The sequence below is a fragment of the Geminicoccus roseus DSM 18922 genome, assembly GCF_000427665.1.
Taxonomy (GTDB): Bacteria; Pseudomonadota; Alphaproteobacteria; order Geminicoccales; family Geminicoccaceae; genus Geminicoccus; species Geminicoccus roseus.
Genome location: NZ_KE386572.1, coordinates 5,107,187 through 5,133,399, shown reverse-complemented (window position 1 = coordinate 5,133,399; position 26,213 = coordinate 5,107,187). Strand labels below are relative to the sequence as shown.

The window sequence follows — 26,213 nt, the reverse complement described above, 5'->3', positions numbered from 1 at the left end:
TTCAGTCGGCGGATTGGGACGCGCGCGCCTGGAGCAGGCGGGCGTAGTAGCGGTCGGTGTTGTCGATATGGCGGCGCAGCCGCGCCTGGAGATCCGGCAGGTCGCCCTGGCGGACGGCGTCGCGGATCTCCAGATGCTCGCGGAACGAGTTCCCGGCATGCTCGGACTGGCGGGCCAGCCGGGTCCGGAGCGCCGAGAACCGCCAGTTCACCGTGGACCGGTAGGCTTCCAGCAGCATGGGGCTGGCGGCGGCCTGCAGGATTGCCAGGTGGAAGTCGGAATCCAGGCTCTGGTAGCCGAGCTCGGCGATCCTTGCGGGATCCCCGGTGTACGGCCGCATCCTCTCGATCACCCGGTCCAGCGCCAGCAGGAGACCGTCCCGGTCCCGGGCCAGCGCCAGGGCGGCCGCCTCCAATTCCAGCGCCGCGCGCAGCTCGCACAAGGCCCGCACCTCCTGGGCGCTGGGATCGAACACGAAGATCCCGCGCTGCGGCACAATGGTGACCAGGCCCTGGCCCTGCAGGCGGATGCAGGCGGAGCGAACCGGCGCCCGGGTGACCCGGTAGCGGGTGGCCAGCTGCTGCTCGGACAGGCGCTCGCCCAGGTCCAGCGCACCCTCGACGATGTCCTGGCGCAGGCGGGCCAGGACCAGGTCGGTGAGCTGCTCCGGGCGGTCGATCGGCGGCACCGCGGCGGCGCCGCGGTCCGCGATCCCGACGCTCATGCCGCGAGCGGCCGGTTGGGGAGGTCGACCGGAGCCGGCAGCTCCTCCTTCATCATCATCGCCACGCCCTTGTCGGCCACCGCCAGGACGATGGTGTTGGTGTTGCCGCTCATGATGTTGGGCATCATCGAGGCGTCGAACACCCGAAGCCCTTCCAGGCCGATCACCCGCAGTTCCGGGTCGACCACCGCCATCGGGTCGCGCTCGGTGCCCATCTTGGCGGTGCCGGCCGGATGGTAGACGGTCTTCACGAACCGCTTGCAATGCGCGACCAGCTGCTCGTCGGTGGTCAGCTCGTCGGCGGGGAACACCACCTTCCTGACCATGTCCTTGAGCGGCTCGGCGGCGAACATCTCCCGGACGATCTTCAAGGACGCCAGGGTGATGCGCAGGTCGTCCGGATGGTCGAAATAGTTGGGCTCGATCACCGGCGGCGCGGTCGGGTCGGCGGAGCGCAGCGTGATCGAGCCGCGGCTTTTGGGGCGGAGCAGGCAGGAATTGATGGTGATGCCGTGGTCCGGCTGGACGTCCTTGATGTCCTTGTCGAGGAACACTGCCGGCACGCAGAACAGCTGGATGGTCGGATCGGCGTCCGGGTCCTCGGGATTGTAGAACCCGCCGGCCTCCACGCCGTTGGACGCGACCGGGCCGGAGCGGAACAGGAGGTATTGCAGGCCGTTGCGGTACTTCGCCAGGCCGGTGTCCTGGCCATGGTAGCCATAGGCGCCGTTGGTCATCGCGATGGCCGGCACCTCGTGATGATCCTGAAAATTGGCGCCGACCCCGTCCAGGCGATGCCGCAGCGCGATGCCGTGCCGGGCGAGCTCGGCCTCGGGGCCGATGCCGGAGAGCATCATCAGCTTCGGCGTGGCGATGGCGCCGGCGCACAGGATCACCTCCTGCGTCGCCCGGGCCTGGCGGGTCTGGCCGTTCTGGACATATTCGACGCCCACGGCCCGCCTGCCTTCCAGCACGATCCGGTTGACCAGCACGCCGGTCTGCAGGGTCAGCTTCGGGTCGTCCCGCACCGGGTCGAGGAAGGCATGGACCGCGGAGCAGCGGCGGCCCTGGTAGGTCGTGGTCTGGTAGAAGCCGACGCCGGTCTGCCGCGTGCCGTTGAAGTCGCCGCTATAGGGGATGCCCACGGCCTGGGCGGCGCGGATGAAGGCGCGGCTCGCCTCGCAGGTGTGCAGCGGGTCGGAGACTTTCAGCGGGCCGGACACGCCGTGCAGGGCGTTGTGCAGGCGCTGGTTGCCCTCCATGCGGCGCATGTGGGCGACGATGTTGCGATAGGCCCATCCGGCCCCGCCGCTGCTTTCCTCCCACGGATCGTAGTCGGCGGGCTGGCCGCGCACATAGATCATGGCGTTGACCGAGCTGCCGCCGCCCAGGATCCGCCCCTGCGGGATGATCGGGGCGCGGCCGCCCAGCCGCTCCTGGCGCATGGTCTCGTAGAACCACATGAACTTCTCGACGCCCAGGAGCTTGATGAAGCCGGCCGGCATGTTGACGAGCGGCGTGCGGTCGCTGGGGCCGGCTTCCAGGAGCAAGACGCGGGCGCCGTGGTCCTTCACCAGCCGGCCCGCGGTCACGCATCCGGAGCTGCCCCCGCCCACCACGATGTAATCGTACTCGCCGGCCACCTGATCCTGCCTTTCCCTGTCTTGGCGCCGTCCCGCGGCGCGCGACCGGGTTCAGCCCGGCCGGATGGGCTGGATGCTAACATGTCAGATGTCGGCGTCAATGCGACGTGCGGCGGTGCTCCGGCTAGGGGGAGGGCGGCCCGCCGGCGCGCCCGCTGCTCGGCAGGGGTTCTTTGATCGGAGCGCTCGACCCGGAGGACGATCTTGCCCCGGGCACGCGGCCCAGCAGCCCCAGCATCATCCGGTACACGCCCGAATCGTCGTAATATTGCGGCCCCGCCTGGCGCCGCTCCTCGCGCTGGCGGCGCTTGTAGGCGAGCCAGAGCTGGAACTCCCGGACGAACTGGGCGGGCATCCGGGCGCGATCCGCCGCGGAGACCGGAAGCGGCTGGTAGCCATAGTGCCGCATCTCCGGGGCGGTCAGCCATTGGACGAGGGCCAGGCGCGGGCCGGTCAGCTCCTGGCGCCAGCGGTCGACCGCGCCGCCGTAGATCGCCTTGGTGACGCCGGTCTTCCAGGGCAGGGCGCTGACCTTGATGCCGGAATGGTCCTGGTGGGCCAGCATCTTCGGGTCGTAGGGCTCGCCGACAAAGGCGCAGATCCGGCGGATGACCGCCTCCGGCTCGTCCACGAGGTCCTCGTAGCGCACTTCCATCACGTTCTGCGGATATCGAGGGCCGCGTGCCTGGAAATCGAGGAAGGAGCGCACCGCCAGCTTCCATTTGAGCGCCAGAGAGACCACATCGCGCGACGCCCAGGGGACATGGAGATGCGAGGTGACGTTGGCGCGCGGATCGCGGACGAGGTTGAGGATCCTGCCCTGAGGGAACATCGCCTGGACCTCGTCGAGGTAGCGGACATTGGCGGAGGTCTTCTCGCCAAAGCGGGCGGCTCCCCGCCGCCGGGCATAAGTCTCCATGGCGTAGCGGAAATACCGGGCAGGCGTGGGATTCGGATCTTGTTCCAGGAGAGTGCGCACCTCGGCGAGCTCGGGATCGAGATCGGCGATGTGCACAAAGTGCCGCGACGTCCTCAGCAGCGTGAAGAACTGGTCCAGTGCTCCCGGCGCCCGGAGGTCGGGAACGACTTTCGAAAAATGGGCAACCTCGACCCAGTAGTGGAACCCATCGGCAATCGCGATGTTGCTATGGGCGCTCAAAATGGATCGAGTAAGTGTCGTTCCGGATCGGGTCGAACCAAGTACAAAAATCGGTGCGCAATCATTGAAAGTTTCCTGGTTGCTTTCCATCGCGACACATCTCCTCAGAAAGCCGCCGAATAGCCTTGTTCCGGAAGCCGCTTATTTTTCCGGATGCTGCCCCTGGACGACGTGGGCGCGGCTGGCCACTATCCAGCAACGTCACCTGAATTGACGCGTATTGCAATCGCATGATCCGCTAAAGCGACGCCGGCCGATGTGCTGGTGCAGCCGGGACGCAGGAGAGACTTGAACGGCCATGACCCATTCGGATGGTGCACAGGTTTCGAAGGGATCGAAGCGCATGGCTGGCCCGGCCGGAGGGGCCGACATGCGGATCCTGATCCTGGCCGGCGATGCCGACGGCAATATCGGCGACCAGGCGATCCGGACGGCCACCTGCGCTCTCCTGCGCCGCCATGCGCCCGAGGCGGCCATCACCGTGGTGACGAGCCGGCCCGAGCAGGTGGCGCGGGAACTGGGGGTGGCGACGGTGCGGCGGGGGGCGGCCGGCGCGCTCTTGCAGGCGATGCGCCGCTCCGACCTCGTCCTGGTCGGGGGTGGCGGGCTGTTCCAGGACGACGACAGCCTCCTGAAGATGCCGTACTGGGCGGCCCAAACCCTGGCGGCGCGCGCCGCCGGCGCCAAGGTCGCCGGGTTCGCGCTGGGGGTAGGCCCCCTTGGCCATCGTAGCAGCCGGCTGGCCGCGCGCGCCGCGTTCCGGACCATGACCCAGCTCACGGTGCGCGACCCGCTCGCCCAGAAGGTGGCGCAGGCCCTGGCCGATCGGCCGGTGCAACTCCTGCCGGATCCGGCGATCTGCCTGGAGCCGGCCGATCCTGGACAGGCACGCGCCCATCTGGAGCGGGCCGGCCTGCCCGATGACGGACGCCCGATCCTGGGGGTGGCCGTGCGGCGCTGGTTCCCGCCCGAGCCGCGGCTGATCCCGCGCAAGTTCGCCCGGCGGCTGGGGCTGGCCGACCCGCAGGACAGTCCGCAGGGGCAGATCCTGGTCGAGCGGCTGGCCGGCCTGCTCGATCGGCAGGTCGAGCGGCACGGCGTGCGGGTCCTGTTCCTGCCCACCTATTGCGCGCCCTCGGAGGCCGACGACCGGCTGGCCGGCCGGATCGCCGAGCGGATGCGCCATCGGGCGGAGGCCCTGGTGGTGCCGATTGCCGACGCCGCGCTGCTCAAGGCCTGCACCGGCCTGTGCCGGGCCTTTCTCGGCGGGCGCATGCATCCCCTGATCCTGGCGGCCGGCATGGGGGTGCCGCTGGTCGGGCTCGGCTACAATCCGAAGTTCGACGGCTTCGCTGCCCTGCTCGGGATCGCGGAGCGGGTGGTGAACGTGCGGGCCCTGGTCGAGGCCGACGGCGCGGGCAGGCTCGACGATTTGCTCGACGCGGCGCTGACGGGCCCGCCGCCGGACCCGGCCGCGGTGGCACGCTGCATCGCCGCCGTGGATACCGGCGTCGAGCGTCTCCTCGCCGTGATCTAGCCAAGCGGTTGCACCGGACCGAAATTGTTTACTTTCCGGGACGGCTACTGCTTTCGGAATTACTTGGCTGTCGGACCTCGGCCGTTCCCGGCTCCGGGAAGCGGTCGGGAGAAAAATGCCAACAATATCGGCCGCAGCTGCGCCACCGTTGACCGCAGCGGGGACCGTGTGCTTCCCGGAAAACGGGGCCTCATGCCGCACGCGCGCCTCGCATGCCCGCGCGGCATGAGGCCCCGGCCGAACAGGCGCATCTCCACGAGCAAGGACAGGGCGCCCCCAGGACGAGGGCGAGCAGGACATCTCCGCCGAGCTACACCGAGCCGGACAGGGTTCGGTGAACCGCGGGGGCATTGATCCGTCCGCCGCCCGACGTTCCGCTGGCCCTGGGGCCATGGCGCGAGGGAATCTGCCATCAGGAAGGGAGCCGCGCCCGAGGGGGGTGCGGTGGCCGAGGCCAGCCTGCCCTCCGCCCGCGAGGGCAATGGAATCAGTAGGGTGGGGCACGTTGCCGCAACGAAACCCGTGTCATCCGCCTCCAGGGCTGCTCGTCCGTTGCTCGCGAGGCATCGATTGGCGGCAAGCGGCCGGGAACAACCTGGCCACGAAGCCGGTCACCGCCCCCCGCAGCCGCCGCTGATCCTTTGCTCTTCAGCATTGCCCGGTGCAGCGCCGAAGGTTGCGGCTCCAGAAGAAAATGCGGGTGCGCGGTGTAGTTTCTTGCAGAACATAATGCAAAATTTTTCGCCGCGTCCGACAAGCGGAACGCAGCCGCGAGCACAATGAGAACTTGCAAGAGGCAATGTTCCAAGTGAATATTAAAGCTACAAAAAACGCCGGCACGCTACGTTCCGAAAGATGAGGCGAGCATGCAGCATCGTCATCGCAGAATATTAACGGTTTGTCATGAATATCCGCCGATCGGGGGCGGAGGGGCGAGTGCCGTGCGTATCCTCGCCGAAGAACAGGCGCGAGCTGGCTGCGAAGTGACCGTGCTGACCTCGAGGATGGGCGATCTGCCGCGGAGGGAGCGGCGGGCTGGTGTGGAAATCATCCGAACAAGCTGCCGCCGCCGGGCGCGCCACTACTCGACCGCTTCCGAGCTGGCCACTTGGATCCCGGGCGCCCTGGCCGCCGGCTACCGCCTGCTGCGTTCGCAGCCCTTCGACACCATTCATGCCCACTTCATCGTACCGGGCGCGGCCGTCGCCGTTCCGCTCGCGAGAATGTTCGGAATCCCGCTCACCCTGACCGCCCATGGCTCGGACGTGCCAGGCTACAATCCTGACCGTTTTGACATGATCCACCGCCTGATCGGTCCGGCGTGGCGCTATCTGGTCAACAGCGCCGACCGGGTGACCCTGCCGTCCGCGCATCTGGGCGGGCTCCTGGCGGCCGCGGGCGGGCAGGAGGCGGTCCTGGTCGCCAACCCGTTCGCCGGGGAGGGGTCGGTGCTGGTGCGGGAGCGGGTGCCCGGGCGCATCCTGGCGGCGACGCGCCTGGTGCCGCGCAAGGGTGTGCAGGACCTGATCGCAGCGGTCGCCGGGATGAAGGAACCGACCGAGCTGATCGTCGCCGGTGACGGCCCGCAGGCGCCGAAGCTGAAGGAACTCGCGGCCGAGCGGCAGTGCCCGGTGAACTTCAGCGGGTTCTTGGAGCGCGAGGCGCTGGCCGAGCTGTACGCCACCTCCTCGATCTTCGTGCTGCCCTCCTCGCACGAGAACTTTCCGATGGTCCTGCTCGAGGCGATGGGGGCGGGCTGCGCGGTGGTCACCACCACCGCGCCCGGCTGCCGCGAAGTGGTGGGCGATGCCGGCCTGTGCGTGCCGCCATCCGACGTGGACGCGCTGCGCGAGGCGCTCGTCCGCCTGGTGCGGGATCCGGCCCTGGTGCAGGACCTGGCGGCCAGGGGGCGGCGGCGGGTCGCCCAGTTCGCCCCGGACCTGATCGCCAAGGAGTTCGACCGGGTCTACCGGTCCAGCGCCGAAGCGGGCAGCCGCCGTTCCACCTGGTTCGGAGGGCAGCCGCGGGTCCATCCCGGGATCCACTGAGGTCCCCCGACCCGGAGGAAGGCCCGACCAGGCCTGCGGGTTCATGCGTTTCCGTGCGGCAACATGTACGTTCGCTGCCCGGATCTGTGGTTGCTGTGCGTCCTGACAGCTTGCTACCGGACGGCGAACGGCATTCCGGATAGACACGACATGGACGGGCAGGCGGCCACCTTGATGGTGCGCCGGCAAGGGATTCTCCTGGCGCTTGCCAGCTTCGCCATGTTCACCGGCATGGATACGGTGGTGAAGCTGCTGAGCGGGCAGTGGCACGTGCTGCAGGTGATGCTGTTCACTTCCGGGGGCGCCCTGATCACGACCTTCGTGGTCGCCCAGGCGCGGGGCGGGCTGCACCGGCTCAAGACCCGGGTGCTGCATCGCCACCTGACCCGCTGGCTGATCTCCTTCGCCTCGACCGTCCTGATCTTCTCCAGCTACGGCCAGCTGGCCTTGGCCGATGTCTACGCGATCCTGTTCACCTCGCCGCTGATCGCCACCGCCCTGTCGGTGCCTTTGCTGAAGGAACAGGTCGGCTGGCGCCGCTGGAGCGCGGTGGCTGTGGGCTTCTGCGGCGTCCTGGTGATGCTGGGCCCGGCCGGCGGGCTGGAGCCGGTCCGGCTGCTGGTGCTGGGTGGCGCCTTCCTGCACGCCTGCAGCACCATCGTCCTGCGCTGGATGCGCTCGGGTGAGCCGGTCGAGACCTTCGCCCTTTATGGCAACGTGATGACCGTGGTGGTCGCCGGCCTGGCCATGCCGTTCGTGGGCGTGGCGCCCACCGCCTACGAGGCCGGGATCGGACTCAGCGCCGGGATCATCGCCGGCTGCGCCTTCATGCTGCTGGTGCAGGCCTATCACCAGGTCGAGGCCGGGATCATCGCCCCCTTCCAGTACAGCCAGATGATCTACGGCCTGATCGTCGGCTTCCTTTTGTTCGGCGACGTGCCGGCCTGGACCACCGTCCTTGGCGCGATGATCGTCGCGGCCTCGGGAATCTACGTCTTTCGCCGCGAAGCGGTACGTCGCAGGACCATCAGGACATGACCGGCTCATCGACCCTTCCCGCGATCCTGGTGGCGCTTGCCGCCTTCTTCGTGTTCACCCTGCAGGACACTGCGGTGAAGCTCCTGGGTGGCGAGTGGCACGTGGTCCAGGTCGCGGCGTTCAACGCGATCGGCTGCCTGATACCGCCGACCCTGTGGGCGCTCTCGGCCGGCGGCCTGCGCCTGCTCCGCCCGGCCAATCCGCGCCTGCACCTGGTCCGGGCGGCGCTGGCGCCGCTCGCCTGCGTGCTGGTGTTCTACGCCTATGCGGTGATGCCGCTCACCGACGCCTATGCGATCGCGTTCAGCCAGCCGCTGATCATCACCGCCCTGTCGGTGCCGATCCTGGGCGAGAAGGTCGGCTGGCGGCGCTGGTCGGCGGTGGTGGTGGGCTTTCTGGGCGTGCTGATCATCCTGCGCCCGGGCAGCGGCCTGTTCGGCTTTGCGGCCTTGTGCATGATCGGCGCCTCGGTGCTCTGGAGCTTCATCCACGCGATCATCCGCCTGGCGCCGAAGGATCATCCGAGCTGCTTCGCGGTCTGGGTGAATGTCGGGATCCTGGCGGGGATGCTGCCGGTCCTGCCGTTCGTCTGGACCACGCCGAGTGCGGAACAGCTGATGATCTCGTTCCTGGGCGGGCTGCTGGGCGGGGGCGGCTTCACCTTGATGTCGCTGGCCTATTCCAAGGCCGAGGCCGGCATCGTGGCGCCGTTCCAGTATGTCCAGATGCTCTATGCCGCGGTGATCGGGCTGGTGGTGTTCGGCGATGCCCTGCCGGATGCCTGGACCTGGGCCGGCACCGCCATCGTGATCGCCTCCGGCATCTACATCGTCCACCGCGAGACGGTCCGCCGGCGCGAGGCCGTGACCCTGCAGCGCCTGGCGACCCTCGGGCAGGCCGGCTGAACCGGCTCAGCCCGGGCGCGGGTCGCTTGCCCCGTCGCCGACCCGCACCACGACCTTGCCGGTGCTCCGCCGCTCCTTGACCAGCGACAGGGCGTCCCGGCCCTGGTCCAGCGGCAGGACGTCGGAGACATGCGGGCGGATCCGCCCCTTCTCCAGCCAGTCGAAGATCTGCTCGAAGCTTTCGCGCAGCCGGCCGGGATCATGCTTGCGGTAGCTGCCCCAGAAGAAACCCAGCGCCGAGGCGTTCTTGACCAGGAGGATGTTGGCCGGGATCTGCGGGACGTCGCCGGACGCGAATCCCACCACCACGATCCGCCCCTCCCAGGCGATCACCCTCAAGGACAGGTCGAACATGGCACCGCCCACCGGGTCGAATACCACGTCGACCCCCTGGCCGCCGGTCAGCTCCTTGATCCTGCTGCGCAGGTCCGGGTCCTCGCTGTCCAGGGCATGGTCGGCGCCGTGCTCACGGGCAAGCGCGGCCCGCTGCTCGCCGCGGGCCGTGGCGATCACCTTGGCGCCCATCGCCTTGCCGACCTGGACCGCCGCCAGGCCGACCCCGCCGGCCGCGCCATGCACGAGCAGGACCTCGCCCGGCAGGATCTGGGCGCGCCAGGACAGGGCGCCGTAGGCGGTGCCGTAGGTGATCGCGATCGCCGCCGCGGTCACGTCGTCGACATCGTCGGGGATCGGGATGACGTCCTCGGCCCGCGCCAAGGTCTTCTCGGCGAACCCGCCATGGTCGAGGAAGGCCAGCACCCGCTGGCCGGGCTCGACCCCGCCCATGATGGCCCCGGCGCCGACCTTGTCGATCATGCCGGCGATCTCCAGACCCGGCACGAAGGGCAAAGGCGGCCGCTCCTGGTAGCGCCCCTCCAGCATCAGCAGGTCGGCGAAGTTCACGCCGGCCGCGGCGACCGCGATCCGCACATGGCAGGCGCCCGGCTCCGGATCAGCCATCTCCCGCACGGCGAGGCCATCGAGACCCACCGTCTGCTCGCAGACCAGCGCACGCATACTTTCGATTCCCAACGACTCGACCAGGATGCTCCCATCCTAGGCCTGGGACCGGCTGCCGGGAAGGTGCTCGCACCGGCCGGGATCAGGCCGCGAAGCCCGGTCACGCGCCGGATGGAGACTTCCCGAACGCGATCCGGCTGCCTAAATGGGCGTCATGTCCGAGCAACAACTTCGCGGCTGGTTCGCGATCGGCGCCGAAGCCATCTCGAAAGAGGTGAACTTCGGCAACCTCATGCGCACCGCGAATGCCTTCGGTGCCGCCTATCTGTTCCTGGTCGACCCGGCGACGTCCCTGCGCGACGCCGGCCGCACCGACACGTCCAAGTCCAACCTCAGCCTGCCGGTGTTCCGCCACCGCAGCCCGGACGAGATGAACCTGCCGCATGGCTGCCGGCTGGTCGGGGTGGAGCTCACCGAGGATGCGGTGGCGCTGCCGTCGTTCCGTCATCCCTCCGCCGCGGCCTATGTGTTCGGCCCGGAGCGGGCTTCGCTGAGCCCGGCCATGCAGGCGCGCTGCGACCATATCGTGAAGATCCCGACGCGCTTTTGCGTCAACCTCGCGATCGCTGCCGCGATCGTGATGTACGACCGGCAGATCACGCTCGGCCGGTTCGGCGAGCGGCCGGTGATGCCGGGCGGGCCGATCGTTCCTCCGAAACCGCACGTCCATGGCGGCGTGGTGCTGCGCCGGGGCCGGGACGGCACTGGGCGTGCCTGAGCGTCGCTGCGACCCCTTCAGATCGAACGCCACCAGGGCTATGCTTGCCGCAGTCCAACATCCCCTGCCTCCGGAGCCGAGTTGCATGAAGGCGCTCGCCGCTGTCGTTTTGTCGCTCGCCATGCTTGTGCCTTCCATGGCTGAAGCCGCGCCGAAGCTCCTGTCCAATCACCAGGACTGGAACCTCTACGTCGTCGAGGGCAGCGAGAAGCTCTGCTACATCGCGTCGGAGCCGAAGAAGCAGGAGGGCAACTACACCTCGCGCGGCAACCCGTTCATCATCGTGGCCCGGATCCCGTCCAGCCCGCCGATCGACGAGGTCAGCATCCGGGTGGGCTACACCTACAAGAAGGGCAGCGAGGTGTCGGTGCGGATCGACGACACGCCGTTCAGTTTCTTCACCAACGACGAGCAGGCCTGGGCGAAGAGCGCCGACGACGACAAGAAGGCGATCGTCGCGATGCGGCGCGGCCGGCAGGCCGTGGTCCGCGCCACCTCGACCCGGGACACCCATTCCATCGACACCTATTCCCTGTCCGGCTTCACCGACGCCTACAACGCGCTCACCGCCGCCTGCGGCACGAGCGCGGCGCTGGCGACGGAGCCGGTGGCGCGAGGCTGAACCGACGTGCAGCAGCTGAGAAAGCCTTTGGCCGCGGACGGGCTCCAGAGCCTGATCGGTGCGGACCGGGCAGCCCTGGAAGCGGTCCTGGTGGAGCTGGGCGAGGCCGAATCCAAGTCGAGGATGCGCGCCCGCCAGCTGTTCCACTGGATCTACTGCCGGGGTGCCAGGACGTTCGACGAGATGACCACGCTCTCCAAGGAGCTGCGTGGCCGGCTGGCCGAGCAGTATTCGGTGGCGCGGCCGCAGATCGTGGTCGAGCAGAAGTCCACCGACGGGACGCGCAAATGGCTCCTGCGCTTCTTCGACGGCCAGGAAGTCGAGAGCGTCTTCATCCCGCAGGACGATCGCGGCGCCTTGTGCGTCTCCACCCAGGTCGGCTGCACGCTCACCTGCAAGTTCTGCCATACCGGCACGATGCCGCTGGTGCGCAACCTGACGCCGGGCGAGATCCTGGCGCAGCTCCTGGTCGCGCGCGACGCCCTGGGCGAGTGGCCGAGCCCGCGCGAGGACCGGCTGTTCACCAACATCGTCGTGATGGGGATGGGCGAGCCGCTGTTCAACTATGACGGCATCGCAGCGGCGATGAAGCTGGCCAGCGACGGCGACGGGATCGGCCTGTCCAAGCACAAGATCACGCTCTCGACCTCGGGCGTTGTGCCCAGGATCGTGCAGTGGGGACAGGAGCTCGGCACCGGGCTCGCGATCTCGCTGCATGCGGTGCGCGACGAGCTGCGCGACGAGCTGGTGCCGGTGAACCGCAAATGGCCGATCGCCGAGCTGCTCGACGCCTGCCGCGCCTACCCGCACCGCAACAAGCCGATCACCTTCGAGTACGTGATGCTGGCGGGCGTGAACGACAGCGACGCCGATGCCCGCGAGCTGGTGCGCCTGCTCCAGGGCATCCCCGCCAAGGTCAACCTGATCCCGTTCAACGCCTGGCCGGGTGCTGTGTTCGAATGCTCTTCGAACAACCGGATCCATGCCTTCGCACGGATCGTGGAGGCCGCCGGCTACCAGAGCCCCGTGCGGGTGCCGCGCGGCCGCGACATCCTGGCGGCCTGCGGGCAGCTGAAGACCGCGAGCGAGCGGATCCGGGCGAGGCGCGCAAGCGAGGCGGCCGTGGCGGGCGCACCGTCCCAGGAGCCGGCATCGGTGGCGGCGGCGCTGCCCTAGGGCGGCCGTGCCGGAAGCTTCATTCTTCGTTAAGGCCGGCGCGGCAGAATGCGCCTCAGGAGGTTTCCAATGCGGCGGTTCCTGGTCGGTCTGCTCGCCACCATCGGCGTGCTGGCGCTTCTTCTCGTCGCCGGGATGGGCGGCCTTGCTTGGTGGCTGACCCGGCCGGACAGCGAGCCCTTGCCGGACGCGATGCTGCTGACCCTCGACCTGCGCCGCCCGGTCCTGGAAGGCCAGCCTGGCCTGGCCGCCAGCTGGCTGCGCGGCGGCCAGGACTATCACCTGCTCGACCTGGTCCAGACCCTGGACCGCGCAGCCCGCGACCCGCGGGTGAAGGGGGTGTACGCCCGCCTCGACGAGACCAGCCGCGGCTTTGCCACCACCCAGGAGCTGCGCCAGGCAATCCTGGCGGTTCGCGCCGCCGGCAAGACCACCCTGGCCTTCGCCGACAGCTTCGGCGAGCTGTCGCCGGGCAACGAGGGATACTACCTGGCCTCGGCGTTCGAGCAGATCGTCCTGCAGCCGGTGGGCTCGGTGGGGCTGACCGGGCTGGCCATGGAGGAGCCGTTCGCCCGCGGCCTGATCGACAAGTTGGGCGTCGAGCTGGAGGTCACCAAGCGGCGCGACTACAAGACCGTGCTGGATTTCGCCACGGACCGGGCACCGTCGCCGGCCCACCAGGAGATGAGCCAGTCGCTGCTCTCCTCCCTGGACCAGCAGCTGCGCACCGGCATCGAGGAAGGACGTCCCGCCCTGGCCGGGCGGATCGGCGCGGTGATCGACCAGGGGCCCTATGTGGGCGCTGCCGCCCTCGAGGCGGGGCTGGTCGACCGGCTGGAGCACGAGGACGTCGTGCTGGGCGAGCTGGTTCGTAGCGATGGCGGCCTGCGCCGGGTCGACCTGGACGACTACCGGGAGCGGACCATGCCGGACCCGGACGAGGCGGCGGGCCGGATCGCGGTGGTCCATGCGGTGGGCCCGATCCTGCGCGGCAGCGCCGGCTTCGATGGGCAGGCCGCCGCGGCGGACGACGTGGCCGACGCCCTGGCCGCCGCCCGGGAGGATCCGGACCTGCGCGCGGTGCTGTTCCGGATCTCGTCGCCGGGCGGGTCGGCGGTGGGCTCGGAGACGATCGCGCGCGAGATCGCAAGGCTCAAGGCGGCCGGCAAGCCGGTCATCGTCAGCATGGGCGACGTGGCCGGATCGGGCGGCTACTGGATCGCCGCCGAGGCCGACATGATCCTGGCCGCGCCGGCGACGCTCACCGGCTCGATCGGCGTGATCGCCGGCAAGCCGGTCCTGCAGGACCTCTGGGACTGGCTGGAGGTGAACTGGGTCAGCACCAGCCGCGGTCGCCATGCCGGGATCTGGTCGCCGAACCGGCCATATACGCCCGAGGAGCAGGCCAAGGTCGACGGGATGGTGGATGCCATCTACCAGGCCTTCAAGGACCGGGTGGCGGCCGGGCGCGGGCTGGACCCGGCGGCGGTGGAGGAGGTCGCGCGCGGGCGGGTCTGGACCGGCGCCCAGGCGGAGCCGCTGCGGCTGGTCGACCGGATCGGCGGCCTGTCCGAGGCGATCGCGATCGCCAAGGACCGGATCGGCCTGAACCCCAGCGACGAGGTGGCGCTGGTGGTGCTGCCGGATCCCGACAAGGGGCTGGCCCAGCTGCTCGGCCGCATGAGCCGCGGCCTGATCGGCACCGTGAGCCTGGTGGAGCGTTTTCTCGGCGTCGCTGCCGGAGGGGGCAGTGCCGCCGCCATGTGGGCCCCGTCGTTCCGGTGAGCGCGCACCAGCGCCGAACTGCCGCCCGATGGGCAAAGAGACTGCCGCGCGGCCTTGCCGGGTTGATCGCCGCGGCCGATCGGGGCAAACGGCGAGGGTGAGCATGAACGATACCATCCAGACCGTTTCGCCGTCCGAGCCGCCGGCGCCCGAGGTCCATGCCGTGGACGAACCCGAGCTGAGCGATCCGCAGCCGTCAGCGAGAGGAGGACCGCCCGATTCGGCCAGCCTGGTCGAGCGCGCCTCGTCCTTGAGCGTCCTGGTGGCGGTCGCCCTGGCGCTGGTCAAGCTGATGGCCATGGTGGCGACCGGCTCGGCCGCCCTGATGAGCACGGCGGTGGACAGTTTCGGCGACGTGGCCGCGTCCGGCATGATCTGGCTGAGCTTCCGGGCATCGCAGCGGCCGGTCGATTCCGGGCACCGGCTGGGGCACGGCCGTCCAGAGGCTGTTTCCGCCCTGACCCAGGCCGCCTTCGTCGCCGGGGCCGGCCTGTTCGCCCTCAGCATCGCGATCCGGCAGTTCCTCTACCCCGAGCCGCTGCACCACACCTCGTGGGGGCTGGCGGTGATGGTCGTGTCGATCGTCGCGACCCTGGGCCTGGTCTCCTACCAGCGCCGGGTGGTGACGCTGACCGGATCCTCGGCGATCGCGGCCGACCGCGCCCATTACGAGAGCGACCTGATCACCCATGTCGCGGTGGTGCTGTCGCTGGTGGGAGCCGGCCTGTACGGGCTGGAACGGCTCGACCCCCTGATCGGCGCCGGCTTGGCGGTCTATCTGCTGTTCATGGCGTTCCGGATCGGCCGGGACGCGGTCCATAGCCTGCTGGAGCGGGCGATGGCCCCGGAAATGCGGGCGCAGATCGAGGCGCGTGCGCTGGCTCACCCGGGCGTGCTCGGCCTGCACGACCTGCGCACCCGCGAGGTCGGGGACGAGAGGTTCGTGGAACTCCATGTGGCGTTCGCCCCGGATACCCGGATGGGGGCGGCAAGGCTGGCCGCGGACCGCCTCGAGATCGACTTGGAGGAACTCGTTCCGGGGGCGGAGGTGATCGTCCATCCGATGCCGGCAGGTGACGATCCGGAGACGTGAGGCTGGCCGGACCGGCAGGGACGGAGAGGTGGGATGCGCATCACCGGCTTGAAGGCGACCCCGGTCAATATTCCGCTGGAAGCGCCCTTGTGGTGGAGCGGCGGCCTCTATCCCGGCACCTCCAAGGTGATCGTCGAGGTGCGGACCGACCAGGGCCTGGTCGGTCTCGGCGAAGCTCCCTCCACCGACGTGCTGGGGACGATCGAGGCGATGGGCCAGCGCCTGATCGGCCAGGACCCGCTGGACATCGCGGCCTGCGAAAGCGTCTGCCTGCCGCCCTGGCAGATCGTGCAGAACACCGATGACGCTTCCGTCGGCAAGGCATTCGGCGCCATCGAGATCGGGCTCTGGGACCTGCGCGGCAAGGCCTGGCAGCAGCCGCTCCACCGCCTGCTCGGCGGCAAACTGCGCGACCGGATCCCGTTCACCGAGTATTTCGGCTTCCGCCAGGGCCGGGAGATGTCTCCGGAGGCGGTGGTCGAGCATTGCCTGGCGATGCGCGAGGCCCATGGCAGCACCTTCTTCGAGGGCAAGCTGATCCTGGGCGACCCCCTCCTGGAGATCCGCACCGTGCGCCTCCTGCGCGACGCGCTGGGGCCACAAGCGATGATCCGGCTGGATTCCAACATGCAGTGGTCGCTGCCCACCGCCATCCGGATCCTGCGGGAGATCGAGCCCTTCGACATCCGCAACTACGAGGACCCGGTCGCCACCTTCGAGGAGATGGCGGCGCTTCGGCGCCATTCGGCGATCCCGTTCTCCAGCCATGTCGCGGACCTGCGCCGGGCGGTGGCGCTCGGGACGCCGGACACGATCGTGGTGAACTTCGCGGTGCTGGGCGGGATCGCGCGGGCGATCCGCTTCATCGGCGCCTGCGAGGCGATGGGGGTGGGCTTCTGGTGCTATTCCGGCGACACCGGGGTGTGCACGGCCGCCTACCTGCATGTCAGCGCGGCGATGCCCTGGATCCGCGAGCCCTCCCAGTCCCTGTTCCGCTGGCAGGTCGGCGACGTGATCGAGGGCGGCCCGTTCCGCCAGGTGGACAACATGGTGCCCGTTCCGGACGGGCCGGGCCTGGGTGTCTGCCTGGACCACGAGGCGCTGGCGCACTGGCACCGCCACTTCGTCGACCATGGGCCGCTCGACCATTTCCACGACCCGGCCCTGCCCGGCCGCTACCGGCGCCTGCCGCTCCACTAGCGAGGCCGTCCTCGCCGTGGCGGGGAAGCGAAATGGCGGTGGAAAGGCGGCCCGACCAGCCTGCGGTTCGGGATTGGCGGCGCTGACGGCCCTACAGGAAGGTGGGGCGCGCGCCGTGAGAAAGGCCGATGGAGCCTCGGGATGCGCGGCGAGGCGGCACCGAGCGACCCGGGCCTGCCGATCCTGGCCTCGGGGCTGCATCCTGGCGTCCCGCCCCGCGCTGTCCCTCCACGCCGAGGCCGAACGGTACGGTGCGATCTCCCGTTCCATCCGGTCGCACTCGGGAAGGCCTGCTGCCGGCAGGCCCATGCCGCTGCGCATCGGGGAAGCCGATCGCGGAGAGCTGGATCCTTGGGCAGACACGCGGGCGTCGGCGGGGCGGCCGGGACAGGAGCGCCGCCAATCCCGAGACAGTCCGGCGGCGTCTCCGGGATGCCGGCACGGTACCCGCCAAGCCGGCCGCCAATGACGGCACACGACCGGGCCTTGGCTTCCGGGGACGCTGTCCTCCCGTAGCGTTAACGGTCGTGCTCGTGCGCGCCTGTCGGCCCTGCCTCCGGCACCCTCATAGAGCGTCGCCCCCGCCCAGCGACGATCCGCACGCAGCCAGGCCAAGCCCGCAGGGCCAGGCCTGGTGCGGCGGTTTCCGTCAGCTGGCCGGCTGGTCGGACAGGGTCGCTCGCGCCGGCAGCGCCATGCGCAGCAGCACGAGGCCGCCCAGGGCCGCCACCACCGAGGCGCCCAGCACGCCCAGCTTGATCTCGTCCAGCATCATCTGGTCGGGGAAGGCCAGGCCGGCGATGAACAGCGACATGGTGAAGCCGATCCCGCCCAGGAGCCCCAGGCCGGTGAGGGTGCGCAGGTCCATCTCCGGCGGGAGGCGGTACAGCTTCAGGGCAGCGCCGAGCCAGACCGCGCCGACAATGCCGATCGGCTTGCCGAGCAGCAGGCCGACGAACACGGCAAGCGCGCCCACCCCCAGCTGCACGTTGCCGCTGGTGACGTTCACGCCGGCATTGAACAGGGCGAAGATCGGCATGATCAGGTAAGCCACGTAAGGCTGCAGCTTGTGCTCGAAGTTGTGCAGCGGGCTTTGCTGCTCCTCGATCAGCTTTTCCAGCGATGCCAGCTCGACCTCGATCCGCTCGCGACTGCCGTTCAGCCGGGGCGTCAGCGCTTCGCCCAGGGCCCGCGGATCCGGGACGTGGCGCAGGGGCACGGTCAGGGCCATCAGCACCCCGGCGATGGTGGCATGGACGCCCGACTTGAGCATCGCGTACCAAGCAATGGCGCCCAGCACGACATAAACCACCGGCCGCCCACCGCCCTGGCGGCCATAGACCCCCGCGATCACGCAGGTCGCCAGCGAGACGAGCAGCGGCACCACCGCGAGGTTGGGGGTGTAGAACAGGGCGATCACGATCACCGCCCCGAGATCGTCGACGATCGCGAAGGCCAGCAGGAACACCTTGAGGTTGTAGGGCACCCGGTCGCCGATCAGCGCCAGCACGCCCACCGCGAAGGCGATGTCGGTCGCCATGGGCACGCCCCAGCCAGGCGAATAGCCGGAGCTGCCGGCGATCGCGGCATAGATCAGGGCGGGGCCGACCATGCCGCCCAGCGCGCCGACCACCGGCAGGGCGGCGCGGGACCAGCCACGCAGCTCGCCCGACACCAGCTCGCGCTTGATCTCCAGGCCGACCAGGAAGAAGAACAGCGCCATCAGGAAATCGTTGACCCAATGCGCCAGCGACTTGTCGACCCCGACCCCGCCAATGGTGACGGTGGTCTGCAGGTGCTTCATCGCCTCGTAGGAATCGGCGAACGGCGAGTTCGCCCAAAGGAACGCCAGGCCAGCGGTGGCGATCAGGACGATGCCGCTGGAACTCTCGGTGTCGAAGAACTGGCGGAAAGGAAGGACGACCCGGCGCTGGAAGGGACCGGTGCTTTGCGATGCCGCCATGATCTGCCCGTTGGTTCAAGGTGTAGCCCTGAACAGGAATGGACATGGCGGCATGGTGGGGCAAGCAAAACCGGTCGCCTGCGCGGGAATGAGCCGCGCCGGGCGCTGCCGGCTCCGGCCGCAAGGGACCGGTCAGGCGCGGTGGTAGGGGTGGCCGGCCAGGATCGTGGAGGCGCGATAGACCTGTTCGGCCAGCATGACGCGCACCAGCATGTGCGGCCAGGTCATCGTGCCGAAGGCGAGCTTGAGGTCGGCCCGCTCCAGCACGGCGCCGCCATGGCCGGCGGCCCCGCCGATCAGCAGGGCCAGGTCGCGCACGCCCTGGTCGCGCCACGCGCCCAGCCGCTCGGCAAAGCCGATGCTGGTGAACTGGCGGCCATGCTCGTCCAGCGCCACCACGGTGGCGCCGGACGGCAGCCTCGACAGGAGGAGGCGCGCCTCGTCGTCGCGGCGGCCGGGATCGTCGGCCGGCTTGCGGCTTTCGACCTCGACCACCGGGGCGAGCAGGGGACAGCGCTGGCGGTAGGATTCGACCAGGCCGTCGATCGCCGTGTCCTTGCTGCGACCGACCGCCAGGATGGTCACCCGCATGGGCTCAGCCGGGCGCGACCGCCAGGCGCTTGGGCGCCTCGACCGACCAGAGCTTCTCGATGTCGTAGAAGCTGCGGGTCTCCGGCTTGAACAGATGCACGATCACGTCGCCGGCATCGATCAGGACCCAGTCCGAGGAGCCGAGCCCCTCGCCGGAGACGTTCTTGTAGCCGCGCTCTTTCAGGCTCTGCAGGATCTTCTCGGCCATCGAGGAGATGTGCCGCTGGGACGTTCCCGAGGCGACCACCATCCAGTCGGCGATCGAGGTCTTGCCGGCCAGATCAACGACGATCGGATCGACCGCCTTGTCGTCGTCGAGCGACTTCGTGATGAAGTCGAGGAGGTCGGCCGGTGCCATGCCTCCATTGCCTGCCGTGGCTATGTCGATATCTCCTGGTTCGCCGCAGCCCGATCGCGGCGGATGGCCGTCGATGAGGCGGGATGCAGCCGATGATGCAACAAGACCCATGCCGGAGGAGGCATGTCGGCCAGCCGGTCGGCATGGCGCTCGTCGAGCCGCGCCGCTGCGAACCTCTGGGCCACCAATCCTTTTCCAGCACGCTGAAGATATGGTGCGCGGGCCAGCACCGCAACCGGGCAGGTCTGCAACAAAAGGAGCCAGTGCTTCCAGCGCGGCAGTTGCAGGAGATTGTCGGCACCGATGATCCATACATGCCGGCGGTCGGGCGCGCGGGCGAGGCGGGTGATGGTGTCCGCCGAATAGCGCAGCCCGTGGCGCTCCTCGTAGTCGCTGACCCGGATCCGCGGGTCGGCGGCCGCTACCCGCTCGGCCGAGGCGAAACGCTCGACGAACGGCGCCATCCCATCCCGTTCCTTCAGGGGGTTCTGTGGCGAGACCAGCCAGACCAGCCGGTCGAGGCGCAGGCGGCGCAGGGCCTCCTGGCTGGCATGCAGATGCCCCTCATGGGCCGGGTTGAACGAGCCGCCGAACAGGCCGACCCGCGGGACCGCCCGGGCGAGCGGCAGCGACTCGGCCGGGAGCGGACGGTTGATCCGGGCGACCGGGCGGCGCAGGAAGGTCGGGTCCAAGCTTGTCCCAAGGCAAGGTCGTGGCGTGGCGGCAACCGACCCTATCCGGTCGCCAAGCGCAAGATGCCGCTCAGCGCTCGCGCTCGTCCGGCCCGACCAGACGGCCTTCGCCAGCCCGGTGGAAGTACTGGGAGCAGACCAGCCAGCCCTTGAACGGGCGCAGCAGGGCCATGCAGGCGAGGATCGCGAGCGGGAAGGTGGTGACCAGCTGGACCCAGTAGGGCGCGTCGAAGGCAAGGTCGAGCCAGACCGCCATCACCAGGGCCGGGACGCCCACGATCGACATGGCGAAGAAGGCCGGCCCGTCGGCCGGGTCGGCGAAGGAATAGTCCAGGCCGCACACCTCGCAGGATTTGGCGAGCTTCAGATAGCCCTGGAACAGGTGACCCTGCTGGCAGCGGGGACAGCGGCCGCGGATCCCGGTCCGCATCGGGCTGCTGGTTTCGGTCCAGCCCGATTCGTGGGTGTGGGTGGACTGCGCGGCGTGCTGCATGTGCGACGGATCCCTCTGCCCGGCCTCGGCCCGGCTGGTTGTATGGAGGAGCAGGCGCTTTGAACCATACAATAAGGTGGCGTTGTCCGGGATATAGCCATACAATATGCTCCGACCAAGGGCGGCTGTCCGGATTCCGAGCCAGGCGCGACCTTCTGCCCGTCCCGCATGGAACATCGTTGACCATGGCCAGGCCTCTGCGAGCCACCGACCTTCCGCCTTGGCGGCCGACCCTCCAGGGTCGGACAGGGCCAAAGGCACGGGGTATCCTGGAAGCGCTCGTGGAAGGGATTCGTTCCGGCCAGCTTCGTCCGGGTGACCGCCTGCCGCCGCAGCGCGACATCGCCGCCCAGCTGGGCGTCGATCTCACCACGGTGACCCGGGCCCTGCGCGAGGCCGGCGGGCTCGGCCTGATCGAGGCCAGCGCGGGACGCGGCAGCTTTGTCGCCGCGGGCGCCAGGGCATCGCTCGCGCCCGATCCGGCCGACGCCGGCGCCTTGGTCGACCTCAGCATGAACATCCCGCCGCAGCCGGCGGCGGCCCGCCTGGCGGAGCGGATCCCGGCCGACCTCGCCGCAATGCTGGCCACGCCGGCCGGAATGGCGCATCTGCACTACCAGGAGACCGCCGGAGCCGAGCAGGACCGTCTCGCGGCGGCGCGGTGGCTGGGCCGGCGCCACGACGACGTGCCGCCCGAGTGCGTGCTGGTGGCGGCCGGAGCGCAGAGCGTCCTCCATGCCCTGGCGCGCCTGCTGCTTGCGCCCGGCGACATCCTCTGTGCCGGGACCTTCACCTATCCGGGGCTGAAGGCGGTGGCGTCCCAGCTCGGGATCGTGCTCTGGCCGCTGCCGATGGACGCGGAGGGGATCCTTCCCGACGCGTTTGCCGCCTGCTGCCGCGCGCAGCGGCCAAAGGCCCTCTATCTGGTCCCGGCGGCGGACAACCCGACCACTGCCACCATGGGGGCGGAGCGGCGCCAGGCGGTCGCCCGGGTCGCGGCCGATCATGGGGTGCCCATCATCGAGGACGACGCCTATGCCGAGCTGGCCGGCGACGGCCTGCCCTCCCTGGCGAGCTTGGCGCCGGATCTGGTCTGGCACGTCGACACCTTGTCCAAATGCGCGACGCCGGCCCTGCGCACCGCCTTCGTCCTGGCGCCAAGCCGGGCAGGGGCCCGCCGGCTGACGGCGATGCTGCGGGCGACCAGCCTGATGGCGCCGCCCCTGATGACGGCCCTGGCCTCGCGCTGGATTGGCGACGGCACCCTGGCCGCGATCGTCGAAGCGATCCGCGCGGAGAATGCGATCCGGCAGCGGCTGGCGGTCCAGGCCCTGAGCGGCGCGCGGTTCGCGGCCGTGCCGACCTGCCACCATCTCTGGCTGGAGCTGGATTCGGGCTGGTCGGCCGAGGCGTTCGCTGGTCACGCCGCCCGTGCCGGGCTGGCGGTCATGCCGGGCAGCGCCTTTGCAGTCGGCCATGTCGAGCTGGAGGCGGTCCGCGTCTCGCTGGGCGCGCCATCGAGCCGGCCGGCCCTGGCCGAAGCGCTGCACCGGCTGGGCCAACTCCTGGACGAGCCCCCATCCGGCATGCACCGCCCGGTCATCTGACGGACCTGGACAGCCGGGATCCGGCTTCTAGGGCAGGTAGGGGACGATCTGGCCCTGCTGGACCACCGGGCCCGTGGGAGCGCCGGTCGGCGAGCCGCCCGGCGGTTCCAGCGACACCGCCAGGACCGCACCCTGGCGAAGATCGGCCAGCTGCGACGGATCCAGGATGGTCCGGGTTCGAGTATCCGGCTGGAGCAGGCCCAGCGAGACCGGCGCTGGCGCACCTTCCGAGATCAGCCAGAGCTCCGGAACCCTGGTGTCGTCCGGCGCCTGTCCCACCGCATCCACCGACACGGTGCTCGCGGCCGGATCGGCGGTGACCAGCCAGACCGGCGCCCCCTCGGCGTTGTCCAGGATCGCGACATAGGACGGTCCCGCCTCCTGCGGGATCGGCCGGATCACCAGCAGGCCGGCCAGGGCTGCCGCAGCCAGGCTGGTCCCGAGCGCCACGCCCCGCCAGATCGACACGCTGTTCCAGATCCGCCGGTGCAGCGGCACCATGATCCGCCCGCGGGCCGGACGGGCCTGGTGCTTGATGGTCCGTTCGATCCGCTCGAACAGGGCAGGGTTCGGTTCCTCCGTCTGGGCAAGCCCGGCCAAGGGCGCTAGCCGCCGCTCCCAGTAGGCCACCGCCGCCTGGGCCCGACGGTCGGTGCGCAGGCGCATCTCGAAGCGCATCCGCTCGTCGGCCGAGAGCGTGCCCAGCACGAACTCGCCGGCATCGATCTCCAGCTCGTCGCGCTCCTCGCCGGATCCGCTCATCATCAGCCCAGGCACTCCCGCAGGCGGGAGAGGCTGCGCCGGATCCAGCTCTTGACGGTGCCAAGCGGATGGCCGAGCCGCTCGGCGAGATCCTCATGGCTCCAGCCATCAACGAACGCCATCACCACACACTGGCGCGGCGCGGGCTCAAGCTCCTCCAGGCAGCGGGCGAGGCCGATCCGGTCGGTGGGGTCGACGCCTGGGACGGCCGCCATCCGGTCGAGCAGGTCCTGCTCGTCGTCCTGGTCGCCGCTCACCAGCGGGACCTCCCGGGTGGTCCGCCTCAGATGGTTGATTGCGCTGTTGCGCACGATGGTGATCATCCAGCCCATCGCCTGACCGCGGGCAGGATCGAAGCGCGCGGCGTGCCACCAGACCCGCACGAATGCATCATGCAGCGCGTCCTCGGCAACCTCGCGGCGGCGGACGATCCTCAAGGCGACACCCAGAAGTCGCGAAGACGTAGCAGCATACAGCTTCTTGAATGCCTCGGCATCCTGTCGGCCGGCTCTGACGAGCAGGTCATCCAACAGATCGTCGGTGCCATCGGCGCCCGAGGGCGTCGTAGTATTCGCGCTTCGCATCTACGGACGACATAGGGCGCTGGCGCCCCGACGCCAAGCGGGCCCATGAACTTGTCTCAGCAATGTGTCGCTTCGACCAACCTTACGGCAGCCGGGGCCAAACAGATGCAGCCGGTCAGCCCGGGCGGCACTGCCCGGTGCCGCGGACCAGGTATTTGTAGGTCACCAGCTGTTCCAGCCCGACCGGCCCCCGTGCATGAAGTCGGCCGGTGGCAATGCCGATCTCCGCGCCGAAGCCGAACTCGCCACCGTCCGCGTACTGGGTGGACGCGTTGTGGGTGACGATGGCGCTGTCGACCTCCGCCAGGAAGCGCTCGGCGGCGTCGGCGTCGCGGGCGACGATGCAGTCGGTATGGTGGCTGCCGTACAGGCCGACATGGCCGATGGCCTCGTCGATGCCGGCCACGACCTTCACCGCCAGCACCGCATCCAGGTATTCGGTGCCCCAGTCCTGCTCGGTGGCCGGCAACGCGCATGACCACAGCGCCAGGGTCTCCGCGCAGCCATGGATCTCGCAGCCACGGGCGGCCAGCTCATCCAGGATCGACGGCAGCAGGCGGGCGGCGGCGGCGCGGTCGACCAGCAGGGTCTCGGTGGCACCGCAGACGCCCGTGCGGCGCAGCTTGGCGTTCAGCACGATCTCGCGCGCCATGTCCGGATCGGCGCTGGCGTGGAGATAGGTATGGTTGTTGCCGTCCAGATGGGCGAACACCGGCACCCGGCTCTCGTTCTGGACCCGCGCCACCAGCGACTTGCCGCCCCGGGGCACGATCACGTCGACATGCTGGCTGGCCTGCAGCAGGGCGCCCACCGCGGCCCGGTCGGTGGTGGGGATCATCTGGGCGGCGTCGGCGGGCAGGCCGGCTTCGGCGATCGCCCTGGCCATGACCGCGTGGATGGCGCGCGAGCTGTGGAAGCTGTCGGAGCCGCCGCGCAGGATCACGGCGTTGCCGGCCTTCAGGCACAGGGCCGCCGCATCGGCGGTGACGTTCGGACGGCTCTCGTAGATCACCCCGACCACGCCCAGGGGCACCGCCACCCGGGCGATGTCCAGGCCATTCGGCCGGCGCCAGCGGGCCAGCTCACGGCCGACCGGATCCTCGAGTTCCGCCACGACCTCCAGGCCGGCGGCCATTGCTTCGACCCGTGCAGGGGTCAGGAGCAGCCGGTCCAGCAGCGCCTTGCTCAGCCCGGCGGCCTCGCCGGCCGCCATGTCCTTCGCATTGGCCTCCAGGATGCTCGCTTGGCCAGCGCGCAGGGCAGCGGCGGCGGCATGCAGGGCGGCATCCTTGACGCCGCGCGGCGCCAGGGCCAGCACGGCGGCAGCCTCCTTGGCCCGGCGGCCGATCCGCTGCACCAGGTCGACGGCATCGGTCTCGGCCATCAGGCAAACTCCCTACAACAGGACCAGATCGTCGCGGTGAATGAGCTCGTCGCGGCCACGATAACCCAAGGTGCGCTCGATGTCGTCGCTGCGCAGGCCGACGATCCGCGCCGCGTCGTCGGCGTCGTAGGCGACCAGGCCCTTGGCGAGGTCGCGGCCGTCGATCGAGCGGATCAGGACGGCGTCGCCGCGCTCGAACCGGCCCTCGACCGTGCGGACGCCCGCCGGCAGCAGGGAGCGGCCGGCGACCAGCGCCCGGGCGGCGCCCTCGTCGACCCGCAGTACCCCGGTGACGCCAAGGGCGGCCGCGATCCAGTGCTTGCGCGCGCCGTGCGGGCTGGCCTTGGCGACGAACAGGCTCGAGCGCGCGCCCTGCTCCACGGCGTCCAGGGGATGGAGGGCGTCGCCGCGCGCCAGCAGCACCGCGCAGCCGGCATGGGTCGCAATCCGGGCCGCCACCAGCTTGCTGACCATGCCGCCCGTGCCGACCACGGAGCCGGCGCCGCCGGCCATCGCCTCGATCTCGGGCGTGATCTCCTCCACGACCGGCAAATGGCGGGCATCGGGGCTGCGGCGCGGATCGGCGGTGTAGAGCCCGTCCACGTCGGACAGCAGCACCAGGGTCTCGGCCGAGGCCATCACCGCGACCCGCGCGGAAAGCCGGTCGTTGTCGCCAAAGCGGATCTCGGTGGTGGCCACCGTGTCGTTCTCGTTCACCACCGGCACGGCACGCTGGTTCAGCAGGGCCGCGAAGGTCGAGCGCGCGTTGAGGTAGCGGCGGCGCGATTCGGTGTCGTCGAGGGTCAGGAGGATCTGCGCCGCGGGCAGGCCATGGGCGCCGAGGCTCGCCGCCCAGGCGCCGGCCAGCCTGATCTGCCCGGCGGCGGCGGCGGCCTGCTTCTGCTCCAGGGGCAGAGGCCCCGCCGGCAGCCCCAGCACCCGCCGCCCGAGCGCGATCGCGCCGGAACTCACCACGATCACCTCGGTGCCGCGGGCGCGCAGGCGCTGGATGTCGTGGGTAAGCGAATCCAGCCAGGGCTGGCGGATGTCGCCGTCGGGCTGGACCAGGAGCGAGCTGCCGACCTTGACGACCAGACGGCGCGCCAGCATC

Annotated in this window: 24 protein-coding genes; 11 read left to right on the top strand and 13 right to left on the bottom strand. The window is 70.0% G+C overall.

The annotated features are described in order from the left end of the window. Window position 1: 1 nt before the first annotated feature. The 3 genes from GEMRO_RS31775 to GEMRO_RS0125055 all read right to left on the bottom strand — a co-directional run bounded on the left by GEMRO_RS31775 (window position 2) and on the right by GEMRO_RS0125055 (window position 3,616). A complete protein-coding gene (locus GEMRO_RS31775; RefSeq protein WP_051329465.1) occupies window positions 2-724 on the bottom strand; it encodes a GntR family transcriptional regulator in 723 nt (240 codons plus the stop codon). Continuing rightward, complete coding sequence (locus tag GEMRO_RS31770) at window positions 721-2,367, bottom strand: GMC family oxidoreductase (RefSeq protein ID WP_051329464.1); 1,647 nt, start codon at window positions 2,365-2,367, stop codon at window positions 721-723. Before GEMRO_RS31770 ends, GEMRO_RS31775 begins: the two co-directional genes overlap by 4 nt. A gap of 124 nt (window positions 2,368-2,491) precedes the next feature. Further along, complete coding sequence (locus tag GEMRO_RS0125055; RefSeq protein ID WP_084507594.1) at window positions 2,492-3,616, bottom strand: sulfotransferase family protein; 1,125 nt, start codon at window positions 3,614-3,616, stop codon at window positions 2,492-2,494. Between the two features lie 280 nt (window positions 3,617-3,896). On the opposite strand from GEMRO_RS0125055, the gene GEMRO_RS0125050 reads away from it, so the two are divergent. From GEMRO_RS0125050 to GEMRO_RS31760, 4 genes are all read left to right on the top strand, one after another. Then, window positions 3,897-5,063 carry a polysaccharide pyruvyl transferase family protein gene (locus tag GEMRO_RS0125050; protein ID WP_169728449.1) on the top strand — a complete coding sequence of 389 codons (1,167 nt, stop codon included), beginning with the start codon at window positions 3,897-3,899 and terminating at the stop codon, window positions 5,061-5,063. Between the two features lie 866 nt (window positions 5,064-5,929). After that, the gene (locus tag GEMRO_RS0125045; RefSeq protein WP_084507588.1) at window positions 5,930-7,111 is read left to right on the top strand and encodes a glycosyltransferase family 4 protein; all 1,182 of its coding nucleotides are present in this window, start codon (window positions 5,930-5,932) and stop codon (window positions 7,109-7,111) included. Window positions 7,112-7,261: 150 nt separating this feature from the next. Beyond that, window positions 7,262-8,149: a DMT family transporter gene (locus GEMRO_RS31765; protein WP_051329463.1), complete on the top strand. Its 888-nt coding sequence runs from the start codon at window positions 7,262-7,264 to the stop codon at window positions 8,147-8,149. Continuing rightward, the gene (locus GEMRO_RS31760) at window positions 8,146-9,054 is read left to right on the top strand and encodes a DMT family transporter (protein ID WP_051329462.1); all 909 of its coding nucleotides are present in this window, start codon (window positions 8,146-8,148) and stop codon (window positions 9,052-9,054) included. The genes GEMRO_RS31765 and GEMRO_RS31760 overlap by 4 nt, the downstream gene beginning before the upstream one ends. A 6-nt stretch (window positions 9,055-9,060) precedes the next feature. Here the strand turns inward: GEMRO_RS31760 and GEMRO_RS0125030 are convergent, their stop codons facing one another. Then, window positions 9,061-10,071 (bottom strand): NADPH:quinone oxidoreductase family protein, encoded by a 1,011-nt coding sequence (locus tag GEMRO_RS0125030; protein ID WP_027136207.1) that lies wholly within the window; start codon window positions 10,069-10,071, stop codon window positions 9,061-9,063. 157 nt (window positions 10,072-10,228) lie between these two features. On the opposite strand from GEMRO_RS0125030, the gene GEMRO_RS31755 reads away from it, so the two are divergent. From GEMRO_RS31755 to GEMRO_RS0125000, 6 genes are all read left to right on the top strand, one after another. Beyond that, on the top strand, window positions 10,229-10,792 hold the full coding sequence (locus GEMRO_RS31755; protein WP_035488037.1) for an RNA methyltransferase: 564 nt from the start codon (window positions 10,229-10,231) through the stop codon (window positions 10,790-10,792). 85 nt (window positions 10,793-10,877) lie between these two features. Further along, a complete protein-coding gene (locus GEMRO_RS31750; protein ID WP_051329461.1) occupies window positions 10,878-11,414 on the top strand; it encodes an invasion associated locus B family protein in 537 nt (178 codons plus the stop codon). A gap of 6 nt (window positions 11,415-11,420) precedes the next feature. Continuing rightward, complete coding sequence (gene rlmN / locus GEMRO_RS31745) at window positions 11,421-12,590, top strand: 23S rRNA (adenine(2503)-C(2))-methyltransferase RlmN (RefSeq protein WP_035485988.1); 1,170 nt, start codon at window positions 11,421-11,423, stop codon at window positions 12,588-12,590. Between the two features lie 69 nt (window positions 12,591-12,659). Next, the gene (gene sppA / locus GEMRO_RS31740; RefSeq protein WP_051329460.1) at window positions 12,660-14,375 is read left to right on the top strand and encodes a signal peptide peptidase SppA; all 1,716 of its coding nucleotides are present in this window, start codon (window positions 12,660-12,662) and stop codon (window positions 14,373-14,375) included. A gap of 103 nt (window positions 14,376-14,478) precedes the next feature. After that, window positions 14,479-15,468 carry a cation diffusion facilitator family transporter gene (locus tag GEMRO_RS31735; RefSeq protein ID WP_051329459.1) on the top strand — a complete coding sequence of 330 codons (990 nt, stop codon included), beginning with the start codon at window positions 14,479-14,481 and terminating at the stop codon, window positions 15,466-15,468. A 33-nt stretch (window positions 15,469-15,501) separates the two neighbouring features. Further along, window positions 15,502-16,668: a mandelate racemase/muconate lactonizing enzyme family protein gene (locus GEMRO_RS0125000; RefSeq protein WP_027136206.1), complete on the top strand. Its 1,167-nt coding sequence runs from the start codon at window positions 15,502-15,504 to the stop codon at window positions 16,666-16,668. 649 nt (window positions 16,669-17,317) lie between these two features. Here the strand turns inward: GEMRO_RS0125000 and nhaA are convergent. The 5 genes from nhaA to GEMRO_RS0124975 all read right to left on the bottom strand — a co-directional run bounded on the left by nhaA (window position 17,318) and on the right by GEMRO_RS0124975 (window position 20,765). Then, window positions 17,318-18,631, bottom strand: a complete 1,314-nt coding sequence (nhaA, locus tag GEMRO_RS0124995) for a Na+/H+ antiporter NhaA (protein WP_027136205.1) — start codon at window positions 18,629-18,631, stop codon at window positions 17,318-17,320. Window positions 18,632-18,763: 132 nt separating this feature from the next. After that, entirely contained in the window at window positions 18,764-19,222 is a 459-nt protein-coding gene (rlmH, locus tag GEMRO_RS0124990) for a 23S rRNA (pseudouridine(1915)-N(3))-methyltransferase RlmH (protein ID WP_027136204.1), read from the bottom strand. Between the two features lie 4 nt (window positions 19,223-19,226). Further along, the gene (gene rsfS / locus GEMRO_RS0124985) at window positions 19,227-19,580 is read right to left on the bottom strand and encodes a ribosome silencing factor (protein ID WP_035485985.1); all 354 of its coding nucleotides are present in this window, start codon (window positions 19,578-19,580) and stop codon (window positions 19,227-19,229) included. Window positions 19,581-19,600: 20 nt separating this feature from the next. Then, window positions 19,601-20,272, bottom strand: coding sequence for a nicotinate-nucleotide adenylyltransferase (locus GEMRO_RS0124980; RefSeq protein ID WP_240476767.1), 672 nt, complete (start codon window positions 20,270-20,272; stop codon window positions 19,601-19,603). A gap of 70 nt (window positions 20,273-20,342) precedes the next feature. Further along, window positions 20,343-20,765, bottom strand: a complete 423-nt coding sequence (locus tag GEMRO_RS0124975) for a DUF983 domain-containing protein (protein WP_051329458.1) — start codon at window positions 20,763-20,765, stop codon at window positions 20,343-20,345. 185 nt (window positions 20,766-20,950) lie between these two features. On the opposite strand from GEMRO_RS0124975, the gene GEMRO_RS0124970 reads away from it, so the two are divergent. After that, window positions 20,951-22,372 carry an aminotransferase-like domain-containing protein gene (locus GEMRO_RS0124970; RefSeq protein WP_084507576.1) on the top strand — a complete coding sequence of 474 codons (1,422 nt, stop codon included), beginning with the start codon at window positions 20,951-20,953 and terminating at the stop codon, window positions 22,370-22,372. A gap of 27 nt (window positions 22,373-22,399) precedes the next feature. On the opposite strand, the gene GEMRO_RS0124965 is transcribed toward GEMRO_RS0124970, so the two are convergent. From GEMRO_RS0124965 to proB, 4 genes are all read right to left on the bottom strand, one after another. Further along, complete coding sequence (locus GEMRO_RS0124965; protein ID WP_157505738.1) at window positions 22,400-23,137, bottom strand: anti-sigma factor; 738 nt, start codon at window positions 23,135-23,137, stop codon at window positions 22,400-22,402. Further along, window positions 23,137-23,664, bottom strand: coding sequence for a sigma-70 family RNA polymerase sigma factor (locus tag GEMRO_RS0124960; protein ID WP_051329456.1), 528 nt, complete (start codon window positions 23,662-23,664; stop codon window positions 23,137-23,139). Before GEMRO_RS0124960 ends, GEMRO_RS0124965 begins: the two co-directional genes overlap by 1 nt. A gap of 169 nt (window positions 23,665-23,833) precedes the next feature. Continuing rightward, the gene (locus tag GEMRO_RS0124955) at window positions 23,834-25,102 is read right to left on the bottom strand and encodes a glutamate-5-semialdehyde dehydrogenase (protein WP_035485982.1); all 1,269 of its coding nucleotides are present in this window, start codon (window positions 25,100-25,102) and stop codon (window positions 23,834-23,836) included. Between the two features lie 12 nt (window positions 25,103-25,114). Further along, the gene (proB, locus tag GEMRO_RS0124950) at window positions 25,115-26,212 is read right to left on the bottom strand and encodes a glutamate 5-kinase (RefSeq protein WP_035488028.1); all 1,098 of its coding nucleotides are present in this window, start codon (window positions 26,210-26,212) and stop codon (window positions 25,115-25,117) included. Window position 26,213: the final 1 nt, after the last annotated feature.